The sequence below is a fragment of the Streptomyces sp. NBC_00523 genome (genome assembly GCF_036346615.1).
GTDB lineage: Bacteria > Actinomycetota > Actinomycetes > Streptomycetales > Streptomycetaceae > Streptomyces.
The window spans coordinates 3,023,810-3,046,518 of record NZ_CP107836.1; the positions used below are offsets into that span (position 1 = coordinate 3,023,810).

Annotated in this window: 22 protein-coding genes; 8 read left to right on the top strand and 14 right to left on the bottom strand. The window is 71.6% G+C overall.

Annotated elements, in window-relative coordinates:
* Positions 1-91 precede the first annotated feature (91 nt).
* The 4 genes from OHS17_RS13525 to OHS17_RS13540 all read left to right on the top strand — a co-directional run bounded on the left by OHS17_RS13525 (position 92) and on the right by OHS17_RS13540 (position 4,602).
* Positions 92-982: a LysR family transcriptional regulator gene (locus tag OHS17_RS13525; RefSeq protein WP_330312374.1), complete on the top strand. Its 891-nt coding sequence runs from the start codon at positions 92-94 to the stop codon at positions 980-982.
* Between the two features lie 159 nt (positions 983-1,141).
* Positions 1,142-2,242 (top strand): DUF1996 domain-containing protein, encoded by a 1,101-nt coding sequence (locus OHS17_RS13530; RefSeq protein ID WP_330312375.1) that lies wholly within the window; start codon positions 1,142-1,144, stop codon positions 2,240-2,242.
* A gap of 148 nt (positions 2,243-2,390) precedes the next feature.
* Positions 2,391-4,148, top strand: a complete 1,758-nt coding sequence (locus OHS17_RS13535; protein ID WP_330312376.1) for a discoidin domain-containing protein — start codon at positions 2,391-2,393, stop codon at positions 4,146-4,148.
* 16 nt (positions 4,149-4,164) lie between these two features.
* Positions 4,165-4,602 carry a DoxX family protein gene (locus OHS17_RS13540; protein WP_330312377.1) on the top strand — a complete coding sequence of 146 codons (438 nt, stop codon included), beginning with the start codon at positions 4,165-4,167 and terminating at the stop codon, positions 4,600-4,602.
* 182 nt (positions 4,603-4,784) lie between these two features.
* On the opposite strand, the gene OHS17_RS13545 is transcribed toward OHS17_RS13540, so the two are convergent.
* The 3 genes from OHS17_RS13545 to OHS17_RS13555 all read right to left on the bottom strand — a co-directional run bounded on the left by OHS17_RS13545 (position 4,785) and on the right by OHS17_RS13555 (position 6,560).
* Positions 4,785-5,237, bottom strand: coding sequence for a hypothetical protein (locus OHS17_RS13545; RefSeq protein WP_330312378.1), 453 nt, complete (start codon positions 5,235-5,237; stop codon positions 4,785-4,787).
* Between the two features lie 252 nt (positions 5,238-5,489).
* On the bottom strand, positions 5,490-6,092 hold the full coding sequence (locus OHS17_RS13550) for a dienelactone hydrolase family protein (protein WP_330312379.1): 603 nt from the start codon (positions 6,090-6,092) through the stop codon (positions 5,490-5,492).
* 57 nt (positions 6,093-6,149) lie between these two features.
* Complete coding sequence (locus tag OHS17_RS13555; RefSeq protein WP_330312380.1) at positions 6,150-6,560, bottom strand: VOC family protein; 411 nt, start codon at positions 6,558-6,560, stop codon at positions 6,150-6,152.
* Positions 6,561-6,619: 59 nt separating this feature from the next.
* On the opposite strand from OHS17_RS13555, the gene OHS17_RS13560 reads away from it, so the two are divergent.
* Positions 6,620-6,961 (top strand): DUF2750 domain-containing protein, encoded by a 342-nt coding sequence (locus OHS17_RS13560; RefSeq protein ID WP_330312381.1) that lies wholly within the window; start codon positions 6,620-6,622, stop codon positions 6,959-6,961.
* A gap of 16 nt (positions 6,962-6,977) precedes the next feature.
* Here OHS17_RS13560 and OHS17_RS13565 read toward each other — a convergent pair whose 3' ends face one another.
* Positions 6,978-7,826 (bottom strand): LysR family transcriptional regulator, encoded by an 849-nt coding sequence (locus OHS17_RS13565; protein WP_330312382.1) that lies wholly within the window; start codon positions 7,824-7,826, stop codon positions 6,978-6,980.
* A gap of 103 nt (positions 7,827-7,929) precedes the next feature.
* Between OHS17_RS13565 and OHS17_RS13570 the strand changes: the two genes are divergently transcribed.
* Positions 7,930-8,673, top strand: coding sequence for an SDR family oxidoreductase (locus OHS17_RS13570; RefSeq protein WP_330312383.1), 744 nt, complete (start codon positions 7,930-7,932; stop codon positions 8,671-8,673).
* Positions 8,674-8,698: 25 nt separating this feature from the next.
* On the opposite strand, the gene OHS17_RS13575 is transcribed toward OHS17_RS13570, so the two are convergent.
* The 8 genes from OHS17_RS13575 to OHS17_RS13610 form a co-directional block, all read right to left on the bottom strand.
* Positions 8,699-8,986, bottom strand: a complete 288-nt coding sequence (locus OHS17_RS13575) for a hypothetical protein (RefSeq protein WP_330312384.1) — start codon at positions 8,984-8,986, stop codon at positions 8,699-8,701.
* Between the two features lie 290 nt (positions 8,987-9,276).
* Entirely contained in the window at positions 9,277-10,233 is a 957-nt protein-coding gene (locus OHS17_RS13580; RefSeq protein WP_330312385.1) for a hypothetical protein, read from the bottom strand.
* Positions 10,230-10,793, bottom strand: a complete 564-nt coding sequence (locus OHS17_RS13585) for an RNA polymerase sigma factor (RefSeq protein ID WP_330312386.1) — start codon at positions 10,791-10,793, stop codon at positions 10,230-10,232. Before OHS17_RS13585 ends, OHS17_RS13580 begins: the two co-directional genes overlap by 4 nt.
* A gap of 152 nt (positions 10,794-10,945) precedes the next feature.
* Positions 10,946-11,722, bottom strand: coding sequence for an SDR family NAD(P)-dependent oxidoreductase (locus OHS17_RS13590; RefSeq protein WP_330312387.1), 777 nt, complete (start codon positions 11,720-11,722; stop codon positions 10,946-10,948).
* Positions 11,723-11,797: 75 nt separating this feature from the next.
* Positions 11,798-12,958, bottom strand: a complete 1,161-nt coding sequence (locus tag OHS17_RS13595; protein ID WP_330315245.1) for a serine hydrolase domain-containing protein — start codon at positions 12,956-12,958, stop codon at positions 11,798-11,800.
* A gap of 66 nt (positions 12,959-13,024) precedes the next feature.
* Positions 13,025-13,798: an energy-coupling factor ABC transporter ATP-binding protein gene (locus tag OHS17_RS13600; protein ID WP_330312388.1), complete on the bottom strand. Its 774-nt coding sequence runs from the start codon at positions 13,796-13,798 to the stop codon at positions 13,025-13,027.
* Complete coding sequence (gene cbiQ, locus OHS17_RS13605) at positions 13,795-14,556, bottom strand: cobalt ECF transporter T component CbiQ (RefSeq protein ID WP_330312389.1); 762 nt, start codon at positions 14,554-14,556, stop codon at positions 13,795-13,797. The genes OHS17_RS13600 and cbiQ overlap by 4 nt, the downstream gene beginning before the upstream one ends.
* A gap of 1 nt (position 14,557) precedes the next feature.
* Complete coding sequence (locus OHS17_RS13610; RefSeq protein WP_330312390.1) at positions 14,558-15,616, bottom strand: energy-coupling factor ABC transporter permease; 1,059 nt, start codon at positions 15,614-15,616, stop codon at positions 14,558-14,560.
* Between the two features lie 199 nt (positions 15,617-15,815).
* Between OHS17_RS13610 and OHS17_RS13615 the strand changes: the two genes are divergently transcribed.
* Complete coding sequence (locus tag OHS17_RS13615) at positions 15,816-16,172, top strand: SsgA family sporulation/cell division regulator (RefSeq protein WP_330312391.1); 357 nt, start codon at positions 15,816-15,818, stop codon at positions 16,170-16,172.
* A gap of 136 nt (positions 16,173-16,308) precedes the next feature.
* On the opposite strand, the gene OHS17_RS13620 is transcribed toward OHS17_RS13615, so the two are convergent.
* Positions 16,309-18,537, bottom strand: a complete 2,229-nt coding sequence (locus OHS17_RS13620; RefSeq protein ID WP_330312392.1) for an MMPL family transporter — start codon at positions 18,535-18,537, stop codon at positions 16,309-16,311.
* A gap of 127 nt (positions 18,538-18,664) precedes the next feature.
* Positions 18,665-19,237: a TetR/AcrR family transcriptional regulator gene (locus tag OHS17_RS13625; protein WP_330312393.1), complete on the bottom strand. Its 573-nt coding sequence runs from the start codon at positions 19,235-19,237 to the stop codon at positions 18,665-18,667.
* Between the two features lie 178 nt (positions 19,238-19,415).
* On the opposite strand from OHS17_RS13625, the gene OHS17_RS13630 reads away from it, so the two are divergent.
* The gene (locus tag OHS17_RS13630) at positions 19,416-22,700 is read left to right on the top strand and encodes a S41 family peptidase (protein ID WP_330312394.1); all 3,285 of its coding nucleotides are present in this window, start codon (positions 19,416-19,418) and stop codon (positions 22,698-22,700) included.
* The last annotated feature ends 9 nt before the right edge of the window (positions 22,701-22,709 follow it).

Here is a 22,709-nt window from a genome sequence, read left to right on the forward strand (position 1 = left end):
GGTCCGAAGTCTCGGCCCGGGCCCATTGATGAGTCCAACACATGTTCATCACCGCATTGATCTCGATCCGCGATGGATGGACGATGCACCCATGGAACTCCAGCAGATGCGTTACGTGATCGCCGTGGCCGAGACCAGCAGCTTCACCCGGGCCGCCGAGCGGTGCCTCGTCGTGCAGTCGGCACTGAGTCACCAGATCGCCCGCCTGGAACGGGAGTTGGGCGGGCGGCTCTTCGAGCGGACCACCCGCCGGGTGCGGCTGACCCCGGCCGGCGAGGCGTTCCTCCCGGCCGCCCGCCAGTGCCTGGAGGCCGCCGAGCGCGCCGCCGCCGAGGTCGCGGCGTCCGTCGGCGAGGTGCGCGGTCGGCTCGCGGTGGGCCTGATCCCGACGGTCACCGCGGTCGACATCCCGGCCGCCCTGGGCGACTTCCGCCGCCGCCATCCCCAGGTGCGGGTCAGCCTGCGCGTCGGCGCCAGCGACGATCTGGTCGAGCAGGTCCGCGAGGGCACCCTCGACGTGGCCTTCCTCGGGCTGCCCGCGACCGCTCTGCCCCGGGGCGTCGGCCGCCACGAACTGGCCCGGGACCGGCTCGTCGCCGTGGTCGCCCCGGACCATCCGCTGGCCGGGGCGCCCTCCGTGGACCTGCGGAGACTCGCCTCGGAGGTGTTCGCGGACTTCCCGGCGGGCACGGCCGGACGCGCCCAGACCGACCAGGCGTTCGCCGCCGCCGGACTCCCCCGCGACGTCGCCTTCGAGGTCACCACCGCGGACTACATCGCGAGCCTCGTCGCCCCCGGCCTGGCGGTGGCCATGCTGCCGCCCGCGTACGCCGCCCGACTCCCCGGCATCGTCGCGATCGAGGTCTCCGACGCGCCGGTCCGCGTCCAGCACGCCACCTGGAGCCGCGCCGGCCGCACGCCCGCCGCGACGGCGTTCCTGGGGGCGCTCGGCATCCCCGTAGAGGACGGGGAGGACTCATGAAGTGATGACACGAAGTATTGACACGCTCTTGCCAAGGGCGGAACACTCCAGAAACAACGGGAGAGCGCTCTCCAAGAATGACCGCAGTGCTTCCGTCCTCCCCGGCCGGGCGCCCTCCCCCTCACCCCACGCTCCCCCACGACGCAGCAGGAGGTCTCCATGGCACGGAGGTCCAGAACCCTCACCGGACTGCTCTTGTTCACCTCGCTGAGCCTGACCACGGCCGGGATCGCCGGGATCGCCGCGACGGCGAACGCGGCCCCCGAGACGAGCACCGCCGCGCACACCGAGCACGCGGCCTACTCGATGCCGGGGATGCCCGGCATGCCGGCGTCCACCCAGGCGTCCGGCGACGACCCGGACGGCGACGGCTACATCATGGCCGACCCGCCGGTCACCGGGGTCACCCCGTCGACGGACGTCCCGCCGACGGCGTACTTCCACGAGTTCCAGGCCAAGTGCGCCCCCACGCACACCGCTCCGGACGACCCGATCGTCTACCCGGGCCAGCCCGGCAAGTCCCACGACCACACGTTCATGGGCAACACCACGACGGACGCCTACACCACCGCCGCCTCGCTGGAGACCGGCGACACCACGTGCCTGGCGCCCGGCGACAAGTCGGGCTACTGGATGCCGAGCCTGTTCAACGGGGACACCAAGGTCCTCCCCGACGGCGTCCAGACCATCTACTACAAGTCGGGCGTGACCGACTACCGCAGCGTGCGCCCCTTCCCCAAGGGCCTGCGGTACGTGGTCGGCAGCCCGATGCAGAGCGAGGAGGAGTTCAAGAACCTGAAGGGCACCGTCGAGGGCTGGGAGTGCGGTGACTCCTTCAAGAACTACAACTTCCCGGCCAGCTGCCCCGACCGCCGGGACGTGCAGCTCAACCTGCGCCTCCAGGCACCCAGTTGCTGGGACGGCATCCACCTGGACACGCCGGACCACAAGAGCCACATGGCGTACCCGGTCGCGGGCGGAGCCAACTACAACTCCTGCCCGGCGGACCACCCGGTCGCGCTGCCGATGATCGAGTTCAAGATGGCGTGGCCGGTCAACGGCGACATGTCGCAGGTGAAGCTGGCGAGCGGGGCGGGCTTCTCGTTCCACTACGACTTCATGAACGGCTGGGACACCGCCACGCTGGACGCGATGGTCACCCACTGCATCAAGGGCGGCCTCCAGTGCGACCCGCACGGCTACGACGAGAACCACCCCGACAAGGGTGCGGTGCTCGACGGGAACTACGAGCTGCCGTAGCCGGCACCGCGCGCACCCCCACAGGTCCGGGGCCTTTTTTCGGCCCGCACCGGAGAGCGCTCTCCAAGATCGCGGAGGCCCCGGACCGCGCGCGTACGCACCACTCCCCCATCCCCCCAACTCCCCCCACCCGCAAGGAGAGAGACACATGCACCATCCCCCCACCCGTACGACCCGCCGCCTGCTCGCGCCCGTCGCGGCGGCCGCCCTCCTCGGCGGCGGCCTGCTCGCCCTCCAGGCGCCCACCGCACAGGCGGCCGGGAACGTCGTGAAGGTCACCGGCTCGCAGGGCGACTGGCAGCTCACCGTGGACGGTTCGCCGTATACGGTCAAGGGCCTCACCTGGGGCCCCTCGGTGGCGGACGCCGAGAAGTACATGCCCGACGTGGCGTCGATGGGCGTCAACACGATCCGCACCTGGGGCACGGACGCCACCAGCAAGCCGCTGTTCGACACCGCGGCGGCCAACGGCGTCAAGGTGATCGCCGGCTTCTGGCTCCAGCCCGGCGGCGGCCCCGGCAGCGGCGGCTGCGTCAACTACCTGACGGACACGCAGTACAAGAACGACATGCTCGCCGAGTTCCCGAAGTGGGTCGACACCTACAAGGACAACCCCGGCGTACTGATGTGGAACGTGGGCAACGAGTCCACGCTCGGGCTGCAGAACTGCTACGGCGGCGACGAGCTGGAGGCCCAGCGCAACGCGTACACCTCCTTCGTCAACGACATCGCGAAGGAGATCCACGAGGTCGACCCGAACCACCCGGTCACCTCCACGGACGCGTGGACCGGCGCCTGGCCGTACTACAAGAAGAACGCCCCGGACCTGGACCTCTACGCGGTCAACTCCTACGACGCGGTCTGCAACGTCAAGTCGGACTGGGAGCAGGGCGGTTACGACAAGCCCTACATCGTCACGGAGACGGGCCCGGCCGGTGAGTGGGAGGTGGACGACGACGCCAACGGCGTACCGGAGGAGCCCACCGACGCGGCGAAGGCCGAGGGGTACACCAAGGCGTGGGGCTGCGTCACGGGGCACACGGGGGTGGCCCTGGGCGCCACGATGTTCCACTACGGCACCGAGGACGACTTCGGCGGTGTGTGGTTCAACCTGCTGCCGGGCGGCGAGAAGCGGCTCTCGTACTACGCGGTGAAGAAGGCGTACGGCGCGGACACCTCCGGTGACAACACCCCGCCGGTGATCTCCGACATGACCGTGGACAACGCGACGGAGGGCGTCCCCACCGGCTCCGACGTGCGCGTCAGCACGCACACCACGGACCCGGACGGCGACGCGATCACGTACCAGGTCCTGTTCAGCAGCAACTACATCGACCAGAACAAGGCGCTGGTCCCCGCCGAGACCAAGGACAACGGCGACGGCACGCTGACCGCGAAGGCGCCGAGCAAGACGGGCGTCTACAAGGTGTACGTGAAGGCCCGGGACGGCCACGGCAACGTGGGCGTCGAGACCAAGTCCCTCAAGGTGATCCCGCCGAAGGTGGACGGCACCAACGTCTCCCAGGGCAAGCCCGCCACGGCCTCCTCCTTCCAGACGGACCCGACCGGCGGCTGCCCGTGCGGCGCGGACAACGCGGTGGACGGCAAGTTCGACACCCGCTGGGCCAGTGACTGGAGCGACCCGCAGTGGCTCCAGGTCGACCTGGGCGCCTCCACCGCCATCAAGCACGTGCAGCTGGCCTGGGACCCGGCGTACGCGAAGGGCTACGAGATCCAGACCTCGGAGGACGGCCAGAACTGGACGACGATCAAGACCGTGACCGACGGCAACGGTGACATCGACGACCTCGATGTCTCCGGAACGGGCCGCTACGTCCGCATCAACGGCACGGAGCGCGGCTCGGGCTACGGCTACTCGCTCTACGAGTTCGGCATCTACAGCTGACAGGAGGCCGGCGCTCATGATGACCACTCACCGCCTGGACCGCGCCCGGCCCTACACGCTCGGCCTGTTCCGCATCGTCATCGGGTCGCTGTTCACCTGCCACGGCATCGCCTCGCTCTTCGGCGTGCTGGGCCGCGACACCCTCCCGGCGGGCACCTGGCCCGGCTGGTACGCGGCCGTCATCCAGCTCGTCACCGGCATCCTGGTCACCCTCGGCCTCGGCACACGCACGGCCGCCTTCCTGGGCTCCGGCTCGATGGCCTTCGCGTACTTCGACGTCCACCAGCCGGCGGCCCTGCTCCCCATGCAGAACGGCGGCGAACCCGCGGCCCTGTTCTGCTGGACGCTCCTGCTGCTGACGTTCACCGGCCCGGGCGCCTTCGCGGCGGACCGCGCGTTCGCCCCGCGCCCGACGCCCCAGCAGCAGGACCACCACCTCGGCGTCCCCGTTTGAGGGAACGGCCACGCCGCGCCCGGCCCCCTGGGACTGCCCCCGGGGGGCCGGGCGGCGTTGGGGGGTGCCTGGCACCCGGGGCTGGGTCCAGGGAACCCGCCGAATGACCTCACGGTCGTGGAATCCGCGAACGTAGCTGCGAACCTCAGCCGGCCGGCCCGTGCTCTACGTCTCGCCGGGCGTCACCGCTGCGAGGAATCCGGCACGTCCTCCAGGGCCTCCAGCAACTCCGCAAAGCGCCGGTCCTGCGAAGTCCCCCCGGCCATGCCTGTCAGCGCATACGCCGTGGTCTTGAAGCCGTCCCCGTGGTGGAACTCCACGCCCCAAGCACCCAGCCGCACAAAGGCCACCTCCTCCAGGGAGAGGCATTGCGTCCCCCACGGATTCACCGCCACGATGCCGCCAGGGCCGACCTCGAGCCGGACCTTGAGAATCGTGCACCAGAAGAACAACGCCGAGCCGAGGGCCAACCCCGTCCACAGCCCGGCCGACCGTGCTGCCACCATTTCCGGAGACGAAACCCAGACGCCCCAGCCCATGGTCGCTTTCAGTCCCAGGACAGCCGGTACCACATAGGCCGCCACGAGAGCCGGCCCCTCCACCCGCCACACCGACACCCCACCCTGGTCAACCATGCCCGCATTGTGAGTCACCCCGCAGTCGGCGGTCGATGCCGCCTACCCTGCGGAGCCCCGATGACCGCCCGGCCCAGGCGTGATCACCTGGTCACCGTTCGCGGCCTGCGCGGTGACAAGGCGTACGCTTCCGGCAAGAACCGTGCCTACCTGCGCCGCCGTGGGATCCGCTGCACCAGAAGCACCGCGCCATCGCTACGCGATACGACGAGCCAGCGGTCCGCCACGAGGTGACCGTCCTCATCGCAGCCATCAATGAGTGGCTTTGACCTGCATCTTCGAGTTACCGCCGGACGGGTTGAGGAACTCCAGTACTCTGCGCCAGGTCAGCTCGGCCGCCGCCGGATCGTGGTCCGGGAGTTCACCGTCGATGTAGAAGTGGCCAACGCCCGGGTAGCGGAGGACTTCCACATCGACGCCGGCCTCTCGTGCCGCCTGGCAGAAGGCAGCAACCCGCTCGGGCGGTGCGAAGTCATCGGGTTCAGCGGCGTGCAGCTGGACCCGCAGACCGGGGCGAACGGAGATGGGCAGGTCTACGGCGGCGTGCAGGAGGAGAACGCCTGTGGTGGCGGGACGCTCGGGCCAGAGATGGGCCACGACGCTTGTCCCCATGGACACACCAGCCAGTACGGTCTCATCCGGCATACCCCCGAGAGCCTGCCGAGCGTGCTTGATCACCGCTGCCCAGCCGATCCGCTCGACCAGTCGGAATCCCTCGTCAAGAGTGCGGGCAGTTTCGCCGCTGAACAGATCGGGCGTGATGACCTCATGCCCGGCGCGACGCAGTCGCTCGGCGGCAAGCATCTCAGCGGAGCGCAGACCGAGAACGGAGTGGAACAACGCGACATGGGCCATCAGGTCATCCTGCTGTACGGGCCGTAGCTGCGATCAGCACTTTCGAAACACGTGCTACTAGTCGCGCTCGGGCCAGACCGGGCCCTGGTCGGTCCACACGACGCCCTTGTTGCGGCACAGGCAGAAGGGGTGGCCGATCGGGTCGGTGTAGACCTGCCAGCCGTAGCCGTTGGGGCCGATGAAGTCCTGCCTCAGCGTCGCGCCGAGGTCGAGGACGCGGCGCTGCTCGGACTCGAAGTCGTCCACTTCGAAGTCGAGGTGGAACTGCTTGGGGTGCTCGCTGTCGGGCCACTGCGGAGCGCGGTAGTCGGCCACCCGGATGAACGCCAGCTCAATCTCGCCGAAACGGATGCCGGCCCAGTCCTCAGAGCTGTTCTTCTTCACCGGACGGCCCGTGACCTCGGAGTAGAAAGCCGCCAGCTTCATGGTGTCCGGGCAGTCGATGATGAAATCGGTGAGTCGCAGCATCCCGTGATCTTGGCACACGCTCCGACCCGGCTCCACGGTGGCCGGTAGGCTCGGCGCCCATGAGTCAGAGCGGTTCGCAAGCGGCTGCGTTCTTCCGCGATGTTCGCCGGAACCGTGTGGTCTGGCTCGTCCAGAATCACGACGGAACTCCAACTCACCTCTCCGCGGACGGCACGCGAAGCCTTCCGTTCTGGTCGACCTCGGCCCGTGCTCAGCGAGCAGCAGCGATCTGGAGGAACGAGCTACGCGCTGAATCCATGCCGTTGGACACCTGGTGCGAGCGCGTTCTGCCCGACGCCGCACGGGACGGGCTCGTGATCGGCATCAACTGGAGCGGACCGCGCCTGGTCGGCTGGAGCTTCACCACCACGGAAGTCCACAACCGGCCGGCGGCGGGCTGACCCACGGCATCGCTCGTCACAGCCCGGTAGCCGCGCGGACCAGTCCCGCCACCGCCGTCGAGCGGCTGTGCGGGGGCCAGGCGATGACCGTGGTGACGTGGGGGCTGTCGGGTACGGGGACGGCGGTCAGGCCCTCGTGGAGGCTGGGGCGGATGGAGTCCGGGACGATCGCGCAGGCGCGGCCCAGGGCGATGAGCTGGGTGAGTTGGGTGTGGTCGCGCACCTTGGGGCCGGGGCCGTCCGGGAACGTGCCGTCGGGGCGGGGCCAGCGCGGGAGGGGGAGGTCGGGGAGGGCGGTGACCTCGGCGAGACGGAGGTGGGGGCGGGTGGCGAGGGGGTGGCCCGCCGGGAGGACCGCGACCTGGCCCTCCGTGTGCAGATCCTCGGTGTCGAAGCCGGCCAGGTCGTCGAACGGCCGGTGCAGCAGGGCCACGTCCGCCCGGCCGTCGCGCAGTACGCCCGCCTGCTCGCCCGGCCCGCACAGCAGGACGTCCACGGCGACGGCGCCGGGCTCGGCGGCGTACGCGTCGAGGAGCTTGGCCAGCAGTTCGCCGGAGGCGCCCGCCTTCGCGGCGAGGATCACCGCAGGGTGACCGGCCGCGGTGAGGGCGGCCCGGCGGGTACGGCGCTCGGCGGCCTCGACGGCGTCCAGGGCCGCCCGCGCCTCCCGCAGCAGCACCGCTCCGGCCCCGGTCAGGGTGACGCCCCGGCTGCCGCGCTCCAGGAGCGGCGCGCCCAGCCGCCGCTCCAGCCCGCCGATCGCCCGCGACAGCGGGGGCTGGGCGATCCCGAGCCGTTGTGCGGCCCGGCCGAAGTGCAGCTCCTCGGCGACCGCGACGAAGTACCGCAGTTCACGTGTCTCCACACCACCAGCGTAACGGGCCTCACCAGGAGCGATACCCGGGCGGTATCGGCGCCCACCCGGTCGGTCTTGGACGCCCCGTCCGATGAGGAGAAACATCGGAGACATGACTGAGACGAAGACTGTGAACCACCCCAAGGTCGCGCTGGTGACCGGGGCCAACAAGGGCATCGGGTACGAGATCGCCGCCGGGCTCGGCGCGCTCGGCTGGTCGGTCGGCGTCGGCGCGCGGGACGACGAGCGGCGCGAGGCCGCCGTGGCCAAGCTGCGCGCGGGCGGGGCCGACGCGTTCGGCGTACCGCTGGACGTGACCGACGACGCGAGCGTGGCCGCGGCGGCCCGGCTGGTGGAGGAGCACGCCGGGCGGCTCGACGCGCTCGTCAACAACGCGGGGATCACCGGCGGCCACCCCCAGGAGCCCACCCTGGTCGACGTGGACCAGGTACGGGCCGTCGTGGAGACCAACGTGATCGGCGTCATCCGCGTCACCAACGCCCTGCTCCCGCTGCTGCGCCGCGCACCCTCGCCGCGCATCGTGAACGTGTCCAGCAGCGTCGGCTCCCTCACGCTCCAGACCACCCCGGGCGCCGAGACCGGCCCGATCTCCGTCGCCTACGCGCCGTCCAAGACGTTTCTCAACGCCGTGACCGTGCAGTACGCGAAGGAGCTGGCCGACACGCACATCCTGATCAACGCCGTCTGCCCCGGCTTCACCGCGACCGACCTCAACGGCTTCCGCGGAACGCGCACCCCGCAGCAGGGCGCGACCTCCGCGATCCAGCTGGCCACCGTGGAGGACGACGGACCGACCGGGCGCTTCTTCAGCGACGAGGGCGAAATTCCCTGGTAGCGCGCTTCCGGGGCGGGCCGTTACGTCAGCGAACCGGCGCGGAGGACTCCGTGTCGTGCGGAAGTCCGCACGCATCGTGCCTCATGTGCAGGCGCCGGAGGTCCTGGAGGGCGGCGACGGGGAAGGGGTGCTGGACCCACTTCGCCCGGTATCCGTCCTCACCATGAATCCGGAGCACCTCCTGTGCCGCTTCCATGACGGCGTGGCTCAGGAGGGCACGGGGCTGGTTGGACCGCCACACGAGCTTGCCCTCCGAGTCGGGCCTGTCGTAGCTCGTGCACATGTCGGGAAACCGGTGGATCGCGATCCTCACATCCGCCGCCTGTCCTTGAAGGGTCCACCTCACCTCGGCGGGTTCGAGGTCGAATGAGACTCGCTGGACAGGGGTGGCGGGGCCATAGAGCCCCGCCACTCCATGGATCAGGTCGGAGAGTGCGTCCGTGCAGTAGCTGACGAAGTGCTTCTCCTCGGCTGTGCCGTCCGCGATACGGCACGTGGCCCAACCGGATCCGCTGAGCTCCCAACCGAACTGAAAACCACCAGGCATCGTGCCCCCTCGATCGCGTGCGAGGACCAGGTTCTCAGTTCAGTCGGCGTCGACGCTCAGCCCGTGGTCTTCGACGGGCCCGCGTACAGGTACGTATCGCGCTGCGAGATGTGGCCGGGGTTGGTTCCGGGCTCCATGTTGCGTTCCAGGAGGCGGCCGGTGGACGGTTGCACGATCCAGTTCGGGTTGTGGTCGCTGTGGACGGGCCACTTCTCCTTCCACTTCCAGGAGATCTGCGTGCCCGTGCGGCCCGTGCCGTCCTTGACGCCCTCCTTCACCACAGCACCGGGCGTGGCCGCGAGCACGCGGTAGAGCGCCGCGCGCAGCTTCGGCGAGACAGGGGCGTCGGTCAGCAGGTCACCGGCCTGCCGTACGGTCTGCTCGGCGGCGGAGCCCTTCGCACCGGCCCCGAGGGCACGGCGCAGGGCGTCCGGGCGGGTGGGCAGGGTGTACAGGTCGTCCCAGGCCACCCGTCCGGCGCCGACGGGCCAACTGGTCCCGTTCGGGTTCTCCTTGGTGACCGTGCGGCCGTCATGCGTCTTGATGACGACCTTGTCGCGCGCCAGGTAGGTGTCGTCGGTGTGGGCCTTGTCGCCCTCGACCCAGGTCCGGATGGTCGTCTTCCAGTACGCCTCGGTCAGCTTCTGCGCGTTGACCGCGCCGGTGATCGTCTGCCCGTTGGCCACGTCGGAGAGGGTGATGTCGGCCATGGCGGTGAATACCTCCGACGCCGACGCGCTCGCCGCCGGGCCGCCGCCCCCGAAGTCGGTGACCGGGAGCACCGCCGCGCCCACCGCCACCGCCGCGACGGCCGCCGCGAGGGCGAACATCCGGCGGCGTCCGAAGCGGGGGGCGGGCACATCGGCCGACGCGTCCGCCGCGATCGCCTCCAGAATCAGTGCCTGGGCGCGGGCCTCGACCGCCGGGTCCAGCGGTCCGGTGCGGCCGGCGCGCTCCAGGGCGGCGGCGCCGGGGAAGTCGAGCAGGTTCGTGGGGCGGTTCTCGTGCGTCATGCGAAGTCTCCCGTCAGGGTCGTACGGGCGGGGCCGGGCAGTCCGTCGCGCAGGCGGGCGCGGGCCCGGTGCAGGCGGGAACGGGCGGTTCCGGCGGGGATGCCGACGGCGGCGGCCGCCTCGGCGGGGGTCAGCTGCTCCCAGGCCACGAGCAGCAGCAATTCGCGCTCTGCAGAAGGGAGTTCGGCGAGTCTGCGGCGCAGCTCCGGGGCGACCGACGCGGCGTCGAGACGCTGGTCGACCGCCTGCCAGGGGTCGGCTGTCACGGCCTCGGGCCGCTGCTCCTCGCGGGCCGCGGCGCGCGCCGCGGTCTGCCGGTGGCGGGACAGCACGTTGCGGGCGACGCCGAACAGCCAGCCCCGGGCGGAGCCGCGCGCGGCGTCGAACGTCGCGCGGTGGGCGTACGCCTGGAGCCACACCTCGGAGAGCAGGTCATCGGCGGCGGCCGGGGCACGGCGTACGAGGTAGCCGTGGAGGGCGGCCGAGTGGCGGGCGACCAGCGGCTCGAAGGCCGTGGGTTCCCGTGCGGAACGAGCGAGCAGGTCCTCGTCCGGGTCCATGAAGTCTCCTGTCCCGGACCGCCGGGCGGCGGTCTCACCCCGTACTTGCACAGGAGAGGGACGAGCGTTCGCGGAGAAGGCCGGGGCGGGCGCGGACTGCCCGAACGGGGACCCGGCGGCCCCCTACCGCGCACTGCCCGGCCGGCGGCCCCCTACTCCGAAACCGCCGCCCGGAAGCCCGTGTTCACCGCCGTAAGACCGCCGTCCACGCACAACGACGTCCCCGTGATCCACTCCGCGTCCGACGACGCGAGAAACGCCACCGCCTTCGCGATGTCCTCCGGTTCGCCGACGCGGCCCAGCGGGTACAGCGCGGTGACGCGGTCGAGTTCCGCCTCGCGGCCCGACCAGGCCTCCGTGCGGATCGTGCCGGGGACGACGAGGTTGGCGCGGACGCCGCGGGGGCCCGCGTGGCCGGCGAGGGTGCGGGTGAGGCTGGCCAGGCCCGCCTTCGCCGCACTGTAGGCGTGGTTGCCGAAGTCCTGTACGCCGTTGACGGAGCCGATGGAGACGATCGCGCCCCGCCCGGACGCGGATAGGTGCGGCATCGCGGCCCGCGAGCACCGGTACGCGCCGCCCAGGCTGACGTCCAGGTCGCGATGCCACGTCTCGTCCGGCTCGTCCTCGAAGAGGAGGCTGTCCAGGCTGCACGAGTAGGCGTTGTTCACGAGGACGTCGAGACCGCCGAAGGTCTCCACCGCGTAGGCCACCGCCGCCTCGACCGCCGCCCGGTCCGCCACGTCGCAGACCAGCGCCTCGGCCGCGCCCCCGGCCGCCCGGATCTCCGCCGCGACGGCCGCCGCCCGGTCGGCGTCCAGGTCGGTGACGAGGACGCGGGCGCCCTCCGAGGCCAGCAGGTGGGCGGTAGCGGCGCCGATGCCCCGGCCCGCACCGGTGATGAGGACGGCGTATCCGTCGAAGCGAGTCATAGCGCCGACCGTACCGCGCGGATCAGGACCCGGTCCCGGGGCGGCCGGCTCCCACTCCTCCGCAGCCCACAGCAGTCACAGCGCCGACCGCACCGCCCGCACCAACGCCTGCGCCCGGGGGTCCGCCGTGACCCCCTTCTGGAGGCCGTTCGTCACGTACCCGAAGGCGATCCCGCTCTCCGGGTCCGCGAAGCCCAGCGAGCCGCCCCGGCCCGGGTGCCCGAAGGAGCCCGGCGCGAGGAGCGGGCTCGACGGGCCGTGGAGCATGTAGCCCAGGCCGAAACGGGTGTTGACGACCAGGACCTGGTCCGGGCCCGCCGACTCCTCCGTGCGCGCCAGCGTCAGCGTCGCCGGAGCGAACAGCCGCTGGCCGTCGACCGGGCCGATCATCGCGGCATAGCAGCGGGCCAGGCCGCGCGCGGTCGCGGTGCCGTTGGAGGCGGGGAGTTCGGCAGCCCGGTACGCCGCGTCGTTCTCGTCGGGCAGCGGGTCGATCGCGCCGAACGCCCGCCGGGTCAGCGACTCCGGGTCGCGGTAGGCGTCCACCACCGACCGCTTCGGGCGCATCCGCAGCGCCCCGGTGTTCTCGGCGGCGGGCGGCTCGACGGGCCCGATCCGGCCGACCCGGTGGGCCTCGTCCTCGGGGATGCCGAACCAGAAGTCGAGGCCGAGCGGGCGGGCGATCTCCTCGGCGACCCAGCGGCCGACGGTGCGCCCGGTGACGCGGCGCACGAGTTCGCCGATGAGCCAGCTGAAGGTCTGCGCGTGGTAGCCGTGCGCGGTGCCGGGCTCCCAGGCCGGGGCCTGGGCGGCGACGGCCTGCGCCCCGCTCACCCCGTCCGCGGCCTCCTGTGGGGTCAGCGGCCGGTCCAGGGCCGGGACACCGGCCCGGTGGGCGAGGAGGTGGCGGACGAGAACGCGCTCCTTGCCGTTCGCCTTGAACTCCGGCCAGTACGTGGAGACCGGGGCGTGCAGGTCGATCTGGCCGCGCTGGTGAAGCAGCAGCGGGACGGCGGCGGCGATGCCCTTGCCGGCCGAGCGGACGACCTGGACGGTGTCGACGGCCCAGGGTTCGGTGCCGTCCACGTCTCTGGTGCCGGCCCACAGGTCGACCACCTTGCGCCCGTGCCGGTAGACGGCGACCGCCGCCCCCCGGTCCCCGCGCTGCTCGAAGTTACGGACGAACGCGTCCCGGACCGCTTCGAATCCGGGCGCCGCCGTGCCCCGTACGTCCACGCCTGCTGCCGCACTCCCGCTCATCCCCCCATGGTGCACGGCACCGCAGGTGGGAGGTGGGGCGGGTCACCCGGAATTCACCGTCACGGAACGCGGGTCGAAGCCGAAGGGGAGTTCCAGGCGGTGGGCGCGCATCAGGGGCTCGTCGCAGAGGAGGTCCTGGGTGCGGTCGTCGGCGGCGATGACCCCCTCGCTGAGGATCACCGCGCGGCCGCAGAGCTCCAGCGCGTACGGCAGGTCGTGCGTGACCATCAGGACGGTGACGTCCAGGGAGCGCAGGATGTCGGCGAGTTCGCGCCGGGACGCCGGGTCCAGGTTGGAGGAGGGCTCGTCCAGGACCAGGATCTCCGGGCGCATGGCGAGGACGGTGGCGACGGCGACGCGGCGGCGCTGCCCGAAGGAGAGGTGGTGCGGCGGCCTGCCCGCGTACTCCTCCATGCCGACCTGTTTCAGCGCCTCCATGACCCGCTCCTCCAGCTCCGCGCCGCGCAGTCCCCCGGCGGCGGGTCCGAAGGCGACGTCCTCGCGGACGGTGGGCATGAAGAGCTGGTCGTCGGGGTCCTGGAAGACGATGCCGACGCGGCGGCGGATCTCGGCCATGTTCCGCTTGTCGACCGGCATCCCGGCGACGCGCACCGACCCGGAGCCCGCCTCCAGGATGCCGTTGAGGTGGAGGACGAGGGTCGTCTTGCCGGCGCCGTTCGGGCCGAGCAGCGCGACGCGTTCGCCGCGTCCGACGGTCAGGTCGACGCCGAAGAGCGCCTGGTGGCCGTCGGGATACGCGTACGCGAGGCCGCTGACCTCCAGGGAGGGCGGTACGGGGGCGGGGTCGGGGCTCATACGGTCCATCCCACCAGACACACGGCGAGGGCGAGCACCGGGAGGGCGGAGGCGTACGCCCACTGGGTGCGGGATGCGGTCACCTGGTCGATGACGGGCATGCTGCCCGCGTAGCCCCGGCTGACCATGGCGAGGTGGACGCGTTCGCCGCGTTCGTAGGAGCGGATGAACAGGGCTCCGGCCGATTTGGCGAGGACGCCCCAGTGCCGGATGCCGCGCGCCTCGAAGCCGCGGGAGCGGCGGGCGATGGACATGCGGCGCATCTCGTCGGTGATCACATCGCCGTAGCGGATCATGAAGGACGCGATCTGGACGAGCAGCGGCGGCAGCTTGAGGCGCTGGAGGCCGAGCAGCAGCTCGCGCAGTTCGGTGGTGGAGGCGAGGAGCACGGAGGCGGCGACCCCGAGGGTGCCCTTGGCCAGCACGTTCCAGGCGCCCCAGAGGCCGGGGACGCTGACGGAGAGGCCGAGGACGTGGGTCTGCTCGCCGGGCACGACGAACGGCATGAGCAGGGCGAACGCGACGAACGGCACCTCGATCAGCAGCCTCTTCAGCAGGAAGCCGGCCGGGATGCGGGCGAGCGCGGTGACACCCGCGATGAGCAGCGCGTAGAGCCCGAAGGCCCAGACGGCTTCGCGCGGGGTGGAGACGACGACCACGACGAAGCAGAACACGGCGGCGAGCTTGCAGTGCGGCGGCAGGTCGTGGACCGGTGAGTGCCCGTGCCGGTAGAGCTTGTGCGCGTGACCGGCGCCCATGTCAGACCTTCTCCTCGGTACGGCTGTCGGCCTCGCCCTGCGTACGGCGTCGGCGGGAGACCACGTAGAAGGCGCCGCTGCCCGCGACGAGGGTGGCGCCGACGCCGATGATCCCGGCGAGGCCACCGGAGAGCCGGGCGTTGGAGACGTCCTTGACGCCGTAGTCGGCGAGCGGGGAGTCCTTCGCGGCGTGCTCCTTGGCCTCCTTGTCGATGCCCTGGTCGGTGGCGACCTTCTCCAGGCCGTCCGGGTTGGCGGAGGCGTAGAAGGAGACGAACCCGGCGAGCACGAGGGCGGTGACCAGGCCGGTGACCCAGAGGCCGCGGGTCGGGCGGTGCGCGGCGGGGGCGGGCTCGCGCACCGGCGCCGGGGCGTCGACCAGTTCGCCGTCGACGCGGAGCTTGAGCGGGGCGGTGAGGCCCTTCGCGCCGTGGACCAGGTCGGGGCGGACGGCGAGGACGGCGCCGACGGTGAGCGCGGTGATCACGGCCTCGCCGATGCCGATGAGGACGTGCACGCCGACCATGGCGGTGAAGACCTTGCCGATCGGGATGTCGGTGGTCCCGCCGATCCAGTACATCAGCGTGAAGGCACAGGCGGCGGCCGGTACGGAGACCAGCGCGGCGACGAACGAGGCGGCGGTCATCGAGCGGCGGGTGCGCGGCAGCACGCCGACCAGGCCGCGGAAGAGCGCGTACGCGACGACGGTGGTGACGACGCCCATGTCGAGGATGTTGACGCCGAGCGCGGTGAGGCCGCCGTCGGCGAAGAGGATGCCCTGCATCAGCAGGACGACGGATATGCAGAGCACACCCGTATACGGTCCGACGAGGATCGCCGCGAGCGCCCCGCCGAGCAGATGGCCGCTGGTGCCGGCGGCGACGGGGAAGTTGAGCATCTGCACGGCGAAGATGAAGGCGGCGACCAGACCGGCCAGCGGTGCGGTGCGCTCGTCGAGTTCGCGCCGGGCCCCCCTGAGGCTGACGGCCACGGCACCGGCGGCGACGACGCCCGCGACGGCGGAGACGGGTGCGTTGATGAATCCGTCGGGTACATGCATGGGGGAGGCTCCGCTTCCTGCGTTCTCGGGTTGCTGCGCCGGGTGCGCGGGGTCGTGAACCTCTCAATGATAGGACCTTGTTGCGAAGCGTTCGCAAGAGCGCGTCCACCACAACTGCAGAGGATTCCCCTAGTGCCCTTTTCGTAAAATATGGGACATTAGAGAACAAAGTTGCAGAAGCAGGATGGAGAGTCGGCCCATGTCCTCCGTGATCCATGACCATGCCCGCGCCCGGCTCGTCACCGACGCCCGCGACCTGCCCGTCGTCCCGGTCGAGCTGCGGTTCGACGGCGCGGACTCCCCCGCGAAGGTCCGCATCGCCTATCCGGGCGGCACGGAGTGGGCCATCGACCGCGAGCTCCTGGAGCGCGGGCTGCGCTACCCGGTCGAGCAGGACGGCTGGCGGATATGGCCGTGCGGCAGGGTCCAGGTGGTCGTGGAGCGGCACGACGCGGCCGGTGTCGACGTCGTCCAGTTCGACTGCGCCCCGATGGTCCGCTTCCTGCGGCGTACGCACAAGGAGGCCGAGGCCCCCCACGCCGCCGCGCGCACCTGAGCGGACGACGCAGAGAGCCCCCGTGCACACCGTGCACGGGGGCTCTCGCCGCCCCGGCCCCCCGTCCCCACAGGTAACCCGGGCTTCCGGGGCCGCGCACCGCTCGGACGCGGCCCCGGAGATCAGACCGCGCGGCTCACACGCGGATCAGCTCGCGCTCCCCGCCGGACTCCGGGCCTCCGTCGCCGGCGGCCGGCTCGTCCAGGTCCTTGCGCAGGCCCTCGCCCTCGACGTCCACGTTGGGCAGCGCGCGGTCCAGCCAGCGCGGCAGCCACCAGGCGCGCTTGCCGAGCAGCGCCAGGACGGCGGGCACGATCGCCATGCGCACGATGAACGCGTCGAAGAAGACGGCGATGGCGAGCGAGAAGCCGATCATCTTGATCATCTGCTCGCTGGAGCCGATGAAGCCGGAGAACACCGCGATCATGATCACGGCGGCGGCCGTGACGACCCGCGCCCCGTGCTTGAAGCCGGTCACGATGGCCTGGCCGGGCTTCTCGCCGTGGACGTACGCCTCACGCATCCGCGTGACGAGGAAGACCTCGTAGTCCATCGCGAGGCCGAAGACCACGCCCACCATGAAGATCGGCATCATTGACATGATCGGACCGGTCTGCTCGACCCCGAAGAGCGAGCCGAGCCAGCCCCACTGGAAGACCGCGACGACCGCGCCCAGGGCCGCGACGACCGAGAGCAGGAAGCCGAGCGCCGCCTTCAGCGGTACGAGCACCGACCGGAAGACCACCATCAGCAGCAGGAAGGCGAGGCCGACCACGAGCGCCAGGTAGGGCAGCAGCGCGTCGTTCATCTTCTGCGAGAAGTCGATGTTCATCGCGGTGGAGCCGGTGACCAGCACCTCGGCGCCGGTGTCGGACTTGATGTCCTTGCCCGCGTCGCGGATCGCGTGGACCACGTTCTCCGTCTCGACGGAGCTCGGGCGGTCCTTAGGGACGACGGTGATCATCGCCGCGTCGCCGGCCTTGTTGAACGTGGCCGGGGTGACGGCGACGACGCCCTTCATGCCGGCGATCCGGTCGCCGACCTGCTTGGCCGCGGCCTTGCCGTCCGCGCTGTTCTCGGTGTCCACGACGACGAGCAGCGGCCCGTTGAAGCCGGGGCCGAAGCCGTCGGAGAGCAGGTCGTAGGCGCGGCGCTGGGTGGTGCTGGTGGGCTGCGAGCCGTCGTCCGGCAGGCCCATCTCCAGCGAGGCGGCCGGTACCGCGATGGCACCGAGGCCCAGGACGCCGACGAGCAGCACCCAGACCGGCTTGCGCAGCACGAACCGGGCCCAGCGGGTGCCCATGTTCGGCTTCGCCTCGGGCTTGTCCGCCGCGTCGGCGGCCTTGCGCGCCTTGCGGCCCACGATGCGCTTGCCCACGAAGCCCAGCATGGCCGGGACGAGGGTGAGGGCGATGAGGACGGCGATGGCGACCGTGCCGGCCGCGGCGAAGCCCATCTTGGAGAGCATCGGGATGTTGACGACGGCCAGGCCGACGAGGGCGATGACCACGGTGAGCCCGGCGAAGACGACCGCGGACCCGGCCGTGCCGACCGCCCGGCCCGCCGCCTCCTCGCGTTCCCGGCCCTCGGCCAGCTCGGCGCGGTAGCGGGAGACGATGAACAGCGCGTAGTCGATGCCGACGGCGAGGCCGATCATCATCGCAAGCGTGGAGGTGGTGGAGCCCAGGTCGAGCACGTTGGCCAGGGCGGTGATCGTGGAGACGCCGATGCCGACCCCGATCAGGGCGGTGAGCAGCGGCAGCCCGGCCGCGATGAGCGAGCCGAAGGTGATGACGAGGACCACGGCGGCCAGCGCGATGCCGATGACCTCGGTGGCGCCGGTCTCCGGCATCACCTGGAGCGCGTCACCGCCGATCTCGACGGTCATCCCGCTCTTCTGGGCGTGGGTTCCGGCGTCCTCCAGCGCGTCCCGGGTCGCGTCGGTCAGCTCCATCGAGTTGACCTTGTACGACACCGAGATGTACGCGGTGGAGCCGTTCTTGGAGACGGCCTTGCCGGTGTACGGGTCGGTGACGGAGGCGATCTGGTCGGAGCCTTCCCTCAGCTCCCGGGTGATCTTGTTGACCTCGGCCTTGTTGGCCGCGTCCGTCATCTTCTCGTGCTCGGGGGCCTTGAAGACGATGCGCGCGGTGGCGCCGTCCGCACTGGCGGCCGGGAAGCGCTGTTCCAGCAGGTCGAAGGCCTTCTGGGCCTCCGTACCGGGGATGGAGAAGGAGCTGGAGGTGGCGGTGGCTGCGGAGGACGCGCCGAACCCGGCGAGTGCCAGCAGTGCCACCCAGATCAGGGCGACATAGCGGCGGCGCCGGAAGGCGAGCCGTCCGAGCTTGTAGAGGAATGTGGCCACGGGGGCGTACTCCCGGTCAGGTCGTGGAGTGGAAAAGGGCGTGAGGAACCAGCCCGACGACGAGAGCGGCGTGTCAGGTGGGGCTTGGGGAGGGGGCCGTACGGGAAAGGCGCGGGGACCGAGAAGGTCAGGCTCCGAGAGCGGGGAGGATCACGGAGTCGACGTAATCGAGAAGGAATGCCTGGTCGACCGGGCGGTCCTCGACCAGCTGCCGAGTGGCGAAGGCGCCGATCAGCATGTGCGGTACGTATCTGAGCGCCGGGTTGTCCGGGCTCACCTCTCCCCGGTCCACGGCCCGGCGCAGCAGCGTGTCGAGACCGGTCATCTCCGGTTCGACCAGCAGTTCGCGCAGGGCCTGGAGGAGGTCGGGGTTGTTGTGGACGGCATGGCTCAGACCCCGCATCAGCGCGGCGTCCTTCTCCATCTGACAGTCGTCACTGCGGCTGAGTACGGCGTGGAAGTCACCGCGCAGCGAGCCGGTGTCGACATCGCCGAGGGTGCCGGGTTTGTTGTGGCGCAGGGCCGTGACGACCAGCGCCGGCTTGCTCCCCCACTGGCGGTAGAGGGTGGCCTTGCTGGAATGCGTACGGGCGGCGACGCCGTCCATCGTGAGGGCGTCGTAGCCGACTTCGCGGAGCAGGTCGAGCACGGCGGCGTACAGCTCGCTCTCACGCTCGGGCGTGAGCCGTGTGCGTGCCATGGTTCGACCTCCTGTCCGATCAGTCATCGAACGAATCCGTATCGAACGAAACCGTTTCGTACAGCAGAACGGTACCTCGCCCGCCGAGCGAAACGAAACGGTTTCGTTTGTGGCTCGCACCACAAAAAGCGGGCCTCTCTGAGTTGCCGGGCCCCCTTCGCGCGGAAAGCATTGGGGGGTGAGTGACGACGTCTCGTATCTCCGGTTCCCGCACCTCCACGAGGATCTGCTCTGCTTCGCGGCGGAGGACGACCTGTGGGTCGCCCCGCTCGCCGCCGAGGGGGAGCGCCCCGGCCGGGCCTGGCGGGTCACCGTCGACCGCACCAGAGTCGGCCACCCCCGGTTCTCGCCCGACGGGACCCGGATCGCGTACACGTCCTGGCGCAGCCTCGACCCGGAGATCCACCTCGCCCCGGTCGACGGCGGACCGTCCCGCCGGCTCACCTACTGGGGCTCCACCGACACCCGGGTCTGCGGCTGGACGCCCGACCCGGGCGACGCGGCGCAGATCCTCGCCGTCTCCTCGCACAACCAGCCGTTCTCCTACTTCTCCTGGGCCTACAGCGTCCCCACCGACGGCAGCCCCGGCGGCAAGCTGCCCTGGGGCCCGGTCTCGGACATCGCGGTCGCCGACACCGACGGCGAGCGCCGCACCCTGCTGCTCACCGGCACCCCGCCGCACGAACCGGCGGCCTGGAAGCGCTACCGGGGCGGGGCCATGGGCCGCCTGTGGCTGCACGGCGAGCGGCTGCTCCCGGACATCGGCGGGCACCTCGACACCCCGATGTTCGTCGGCGGCCGGATCGCGTTCCTCTCCGACCACGAGGGCGTCGGCAACCTCTACTCCTGCCGCCCCGACGGCACGGACCTGCGCCGCCACACCGACCACGACGCGTTCTACGCCCGGCACGCGGCGAGCGACGGGCGCCGCGTGGTCTACCAGTGCGCGGGCGAGCTGTGGCTGGTGGACGACCTGGAGACCCCGGGCGCCGTGCCCCGGAAGCTGGAGGTCCGGCTCGGCGGCCCGCGCGCCGGACGGCGTACGTACCAGGTCCCCGCCTCCAGCCATGTGGACGCGGTGTCCGTGGACGAGACGGGCCGGGCGAGCGCCGTGTCGGTACGCGGCAGCCTGTACTGGCTCACGCACCGCGACGGGCCCGCACGCACCATCTCGGACACGCCGGGGGTACGGGTGCGGCTGCCGGAGATGCTGGGCAGCGGGGGCGAGGTCGCGTACGTCACCGACGCGGAGGGCGAGGACGCGGTCGAGATCGCCCCGCTGCCGCGCGCCAGCGGCGACCGCCCGGTCCGCCGCCTCGCCTCGGGCCTGATCGGCCGGGTCCAGGAGCTGGTCTCCGACCCGGACGGCGAACGCCTCGCCATCGCCTCGCACGACGGCCGCCTGCTGCTCCTGGACACCGACGAGGAGACGGCCACCGGAGAGCCGGTCGAGCTGATCCGGTCCGTCAACGGGCCCGTGCGCGACCTGGCGTTCTCCCCGGACGGCGCCTGGCTGACCTGGTCGCACCCGGGCATCGGCCGCTCCCTGCGCAAGATCAAGCTGGCCCGGATCGGCGGTCCGGGCGAACCGGCGATCGTGGACGTCACCAACGGCCGCTTCGAGGACGAGAACCCGGTGTTCACCGGCGACGGCCGCTATCTGGCGTTCCTGTCCTGGCGCGGCTTCGACCCGGTGTACGACGTCCACACCGGCGACCTGTCCTTCCCGCTCGGCTGCCGCCCCTACCTGGTGCCGCTCTCCTCGGCGACCCCGTCCCCCTTCGCCCTGCTGCCCGACGGGCGGCCCGCGGCGGGCGGCCTGGACCCGGTCGACTCGGCCGAGGCGGGGATGACGGAGGGGTCCACGGTCACGGTCGAGTTCGAGGGCCTGGAGAGCCGGGTCACCCCGTTCCCGGTCTCCGCCTCGAAGTACTCCGCGCTGGCGCCGGTCAGCGGCGGCGGTCTGGTGTGGCTGCGCTGGCCGATCTCCGGGGCGCTCGGCGAGACCTTCGCCAACCCGGCGGACATGTCGGGGCGGCCGACCCTGGAGCACTTCAGCATCGCCAAGGCGAAGAAGACCGAACTCGTGGGCCACCTCGACTGGTTCGAGGTCAGCGGCGACGCCTCACGGCTCGTCGTGATGGACGACGGCGAGCTGCGCGCGGTCCCCGCGACGGAGCCCGGCGACAACGACTCGACCGTCTATCTGGACCTGCGCCGCATCCTGCACGAGGTGGACCCGGCGGCGGAGTGGCGCGGGGCGTACGGCGAGGCGGGCCGCATCATCCGCTCGTACTTCTGGGAGCCGGACATGTGCGGCATCGACTGGCCGGCGGTCCTGGACCAGTACCGCCCCCTGGTCGAACGCGTCGCCACACCCGACGAGTTCGCGGACCTGCTGCGCGAGGTGCTGGGCGAGCTGGGCACCTCGCACGCGTACGTGTCGCCCGCGCGCCGCAACGAGGGCCCGCCGCACTACCAGCGCGCGATCGGCCTGCTCGGCGCCAACTTCGCGTGCCGGGACGGGCACTGGACCCTGCTGCGCATCCTGCCCGGCGACTCGTCGGACTCCAAGGCGCGTTCCCCGCTGGCCGGTACGGGCATCCGCGAGGGGGCGGTGCTGACCCATGTGGACGGGCGGCCGGTGGACCCGGTCGCCGGGCCGTATCCGCTGCTGGCGGCGGCGGGCGGCACGACGGTCGAGCTGACCTTCCGCCCGGCGGAGGGCGGGGGGCGGCCGCGCCGCATCGCGATCGTGCCCCTCGTCGACGAGCGCCCCCTGCGCTATCAGGACTGGGTCGCCAAGCGCCGCGAGGTGGTCCGGGAGCTGAGCGGGGGGCGGTGCGGGTACCTCCACATCCCCGACATGGGCGGTTCCGGCTGGGCGCAGTTCAACCGGGACCTGCGCATGGAGGTGTCCCGCCCCGCGCTGATCGTGGACGTACGCGGCAACGCCGGCGGCCACATCAGCGAGCTGGTGGTGGAGAAGCTCACCCGCACGATCCTGGGCTGGGACCTCACCCGCAACGCCCAGCCGGTGTCGTACGCCTCCAACGCCCCCCGGGGCCCCGTCGTCGCCCTGGCCGACGAGGCGACCTCCTCCGACGGCGACATGATCACGGCCGCGTTCCGGCTGCTGAAGCTGGGCCCGGTCGTCGGCCAGCGCACGTGGGGCGGCGTCGTCGGCATGACCGGCCGCCACCGCCTGGGCGACGGCACGGTGATCACGGTGCCGATGAACGCCGCCTGGTTCGACACGTACGGCTGGTCCGTCGAGAACCACGGCGTCGAACCGGACCTGGAGGCGCTGCGCACCCCGCTGGACTGGGCGGAGGGGCGCTACGCGGTCCTGGACGACGCGGTCCGCACCGCCCTGGACCTCCTCGCCGCCCACCCCCCGGCGACCCCGCCGACGTACGACACCGCCCCGGACCGGAGGAGGCCGCCGCTGCCGCCGAGGTAGGCGGGCGGC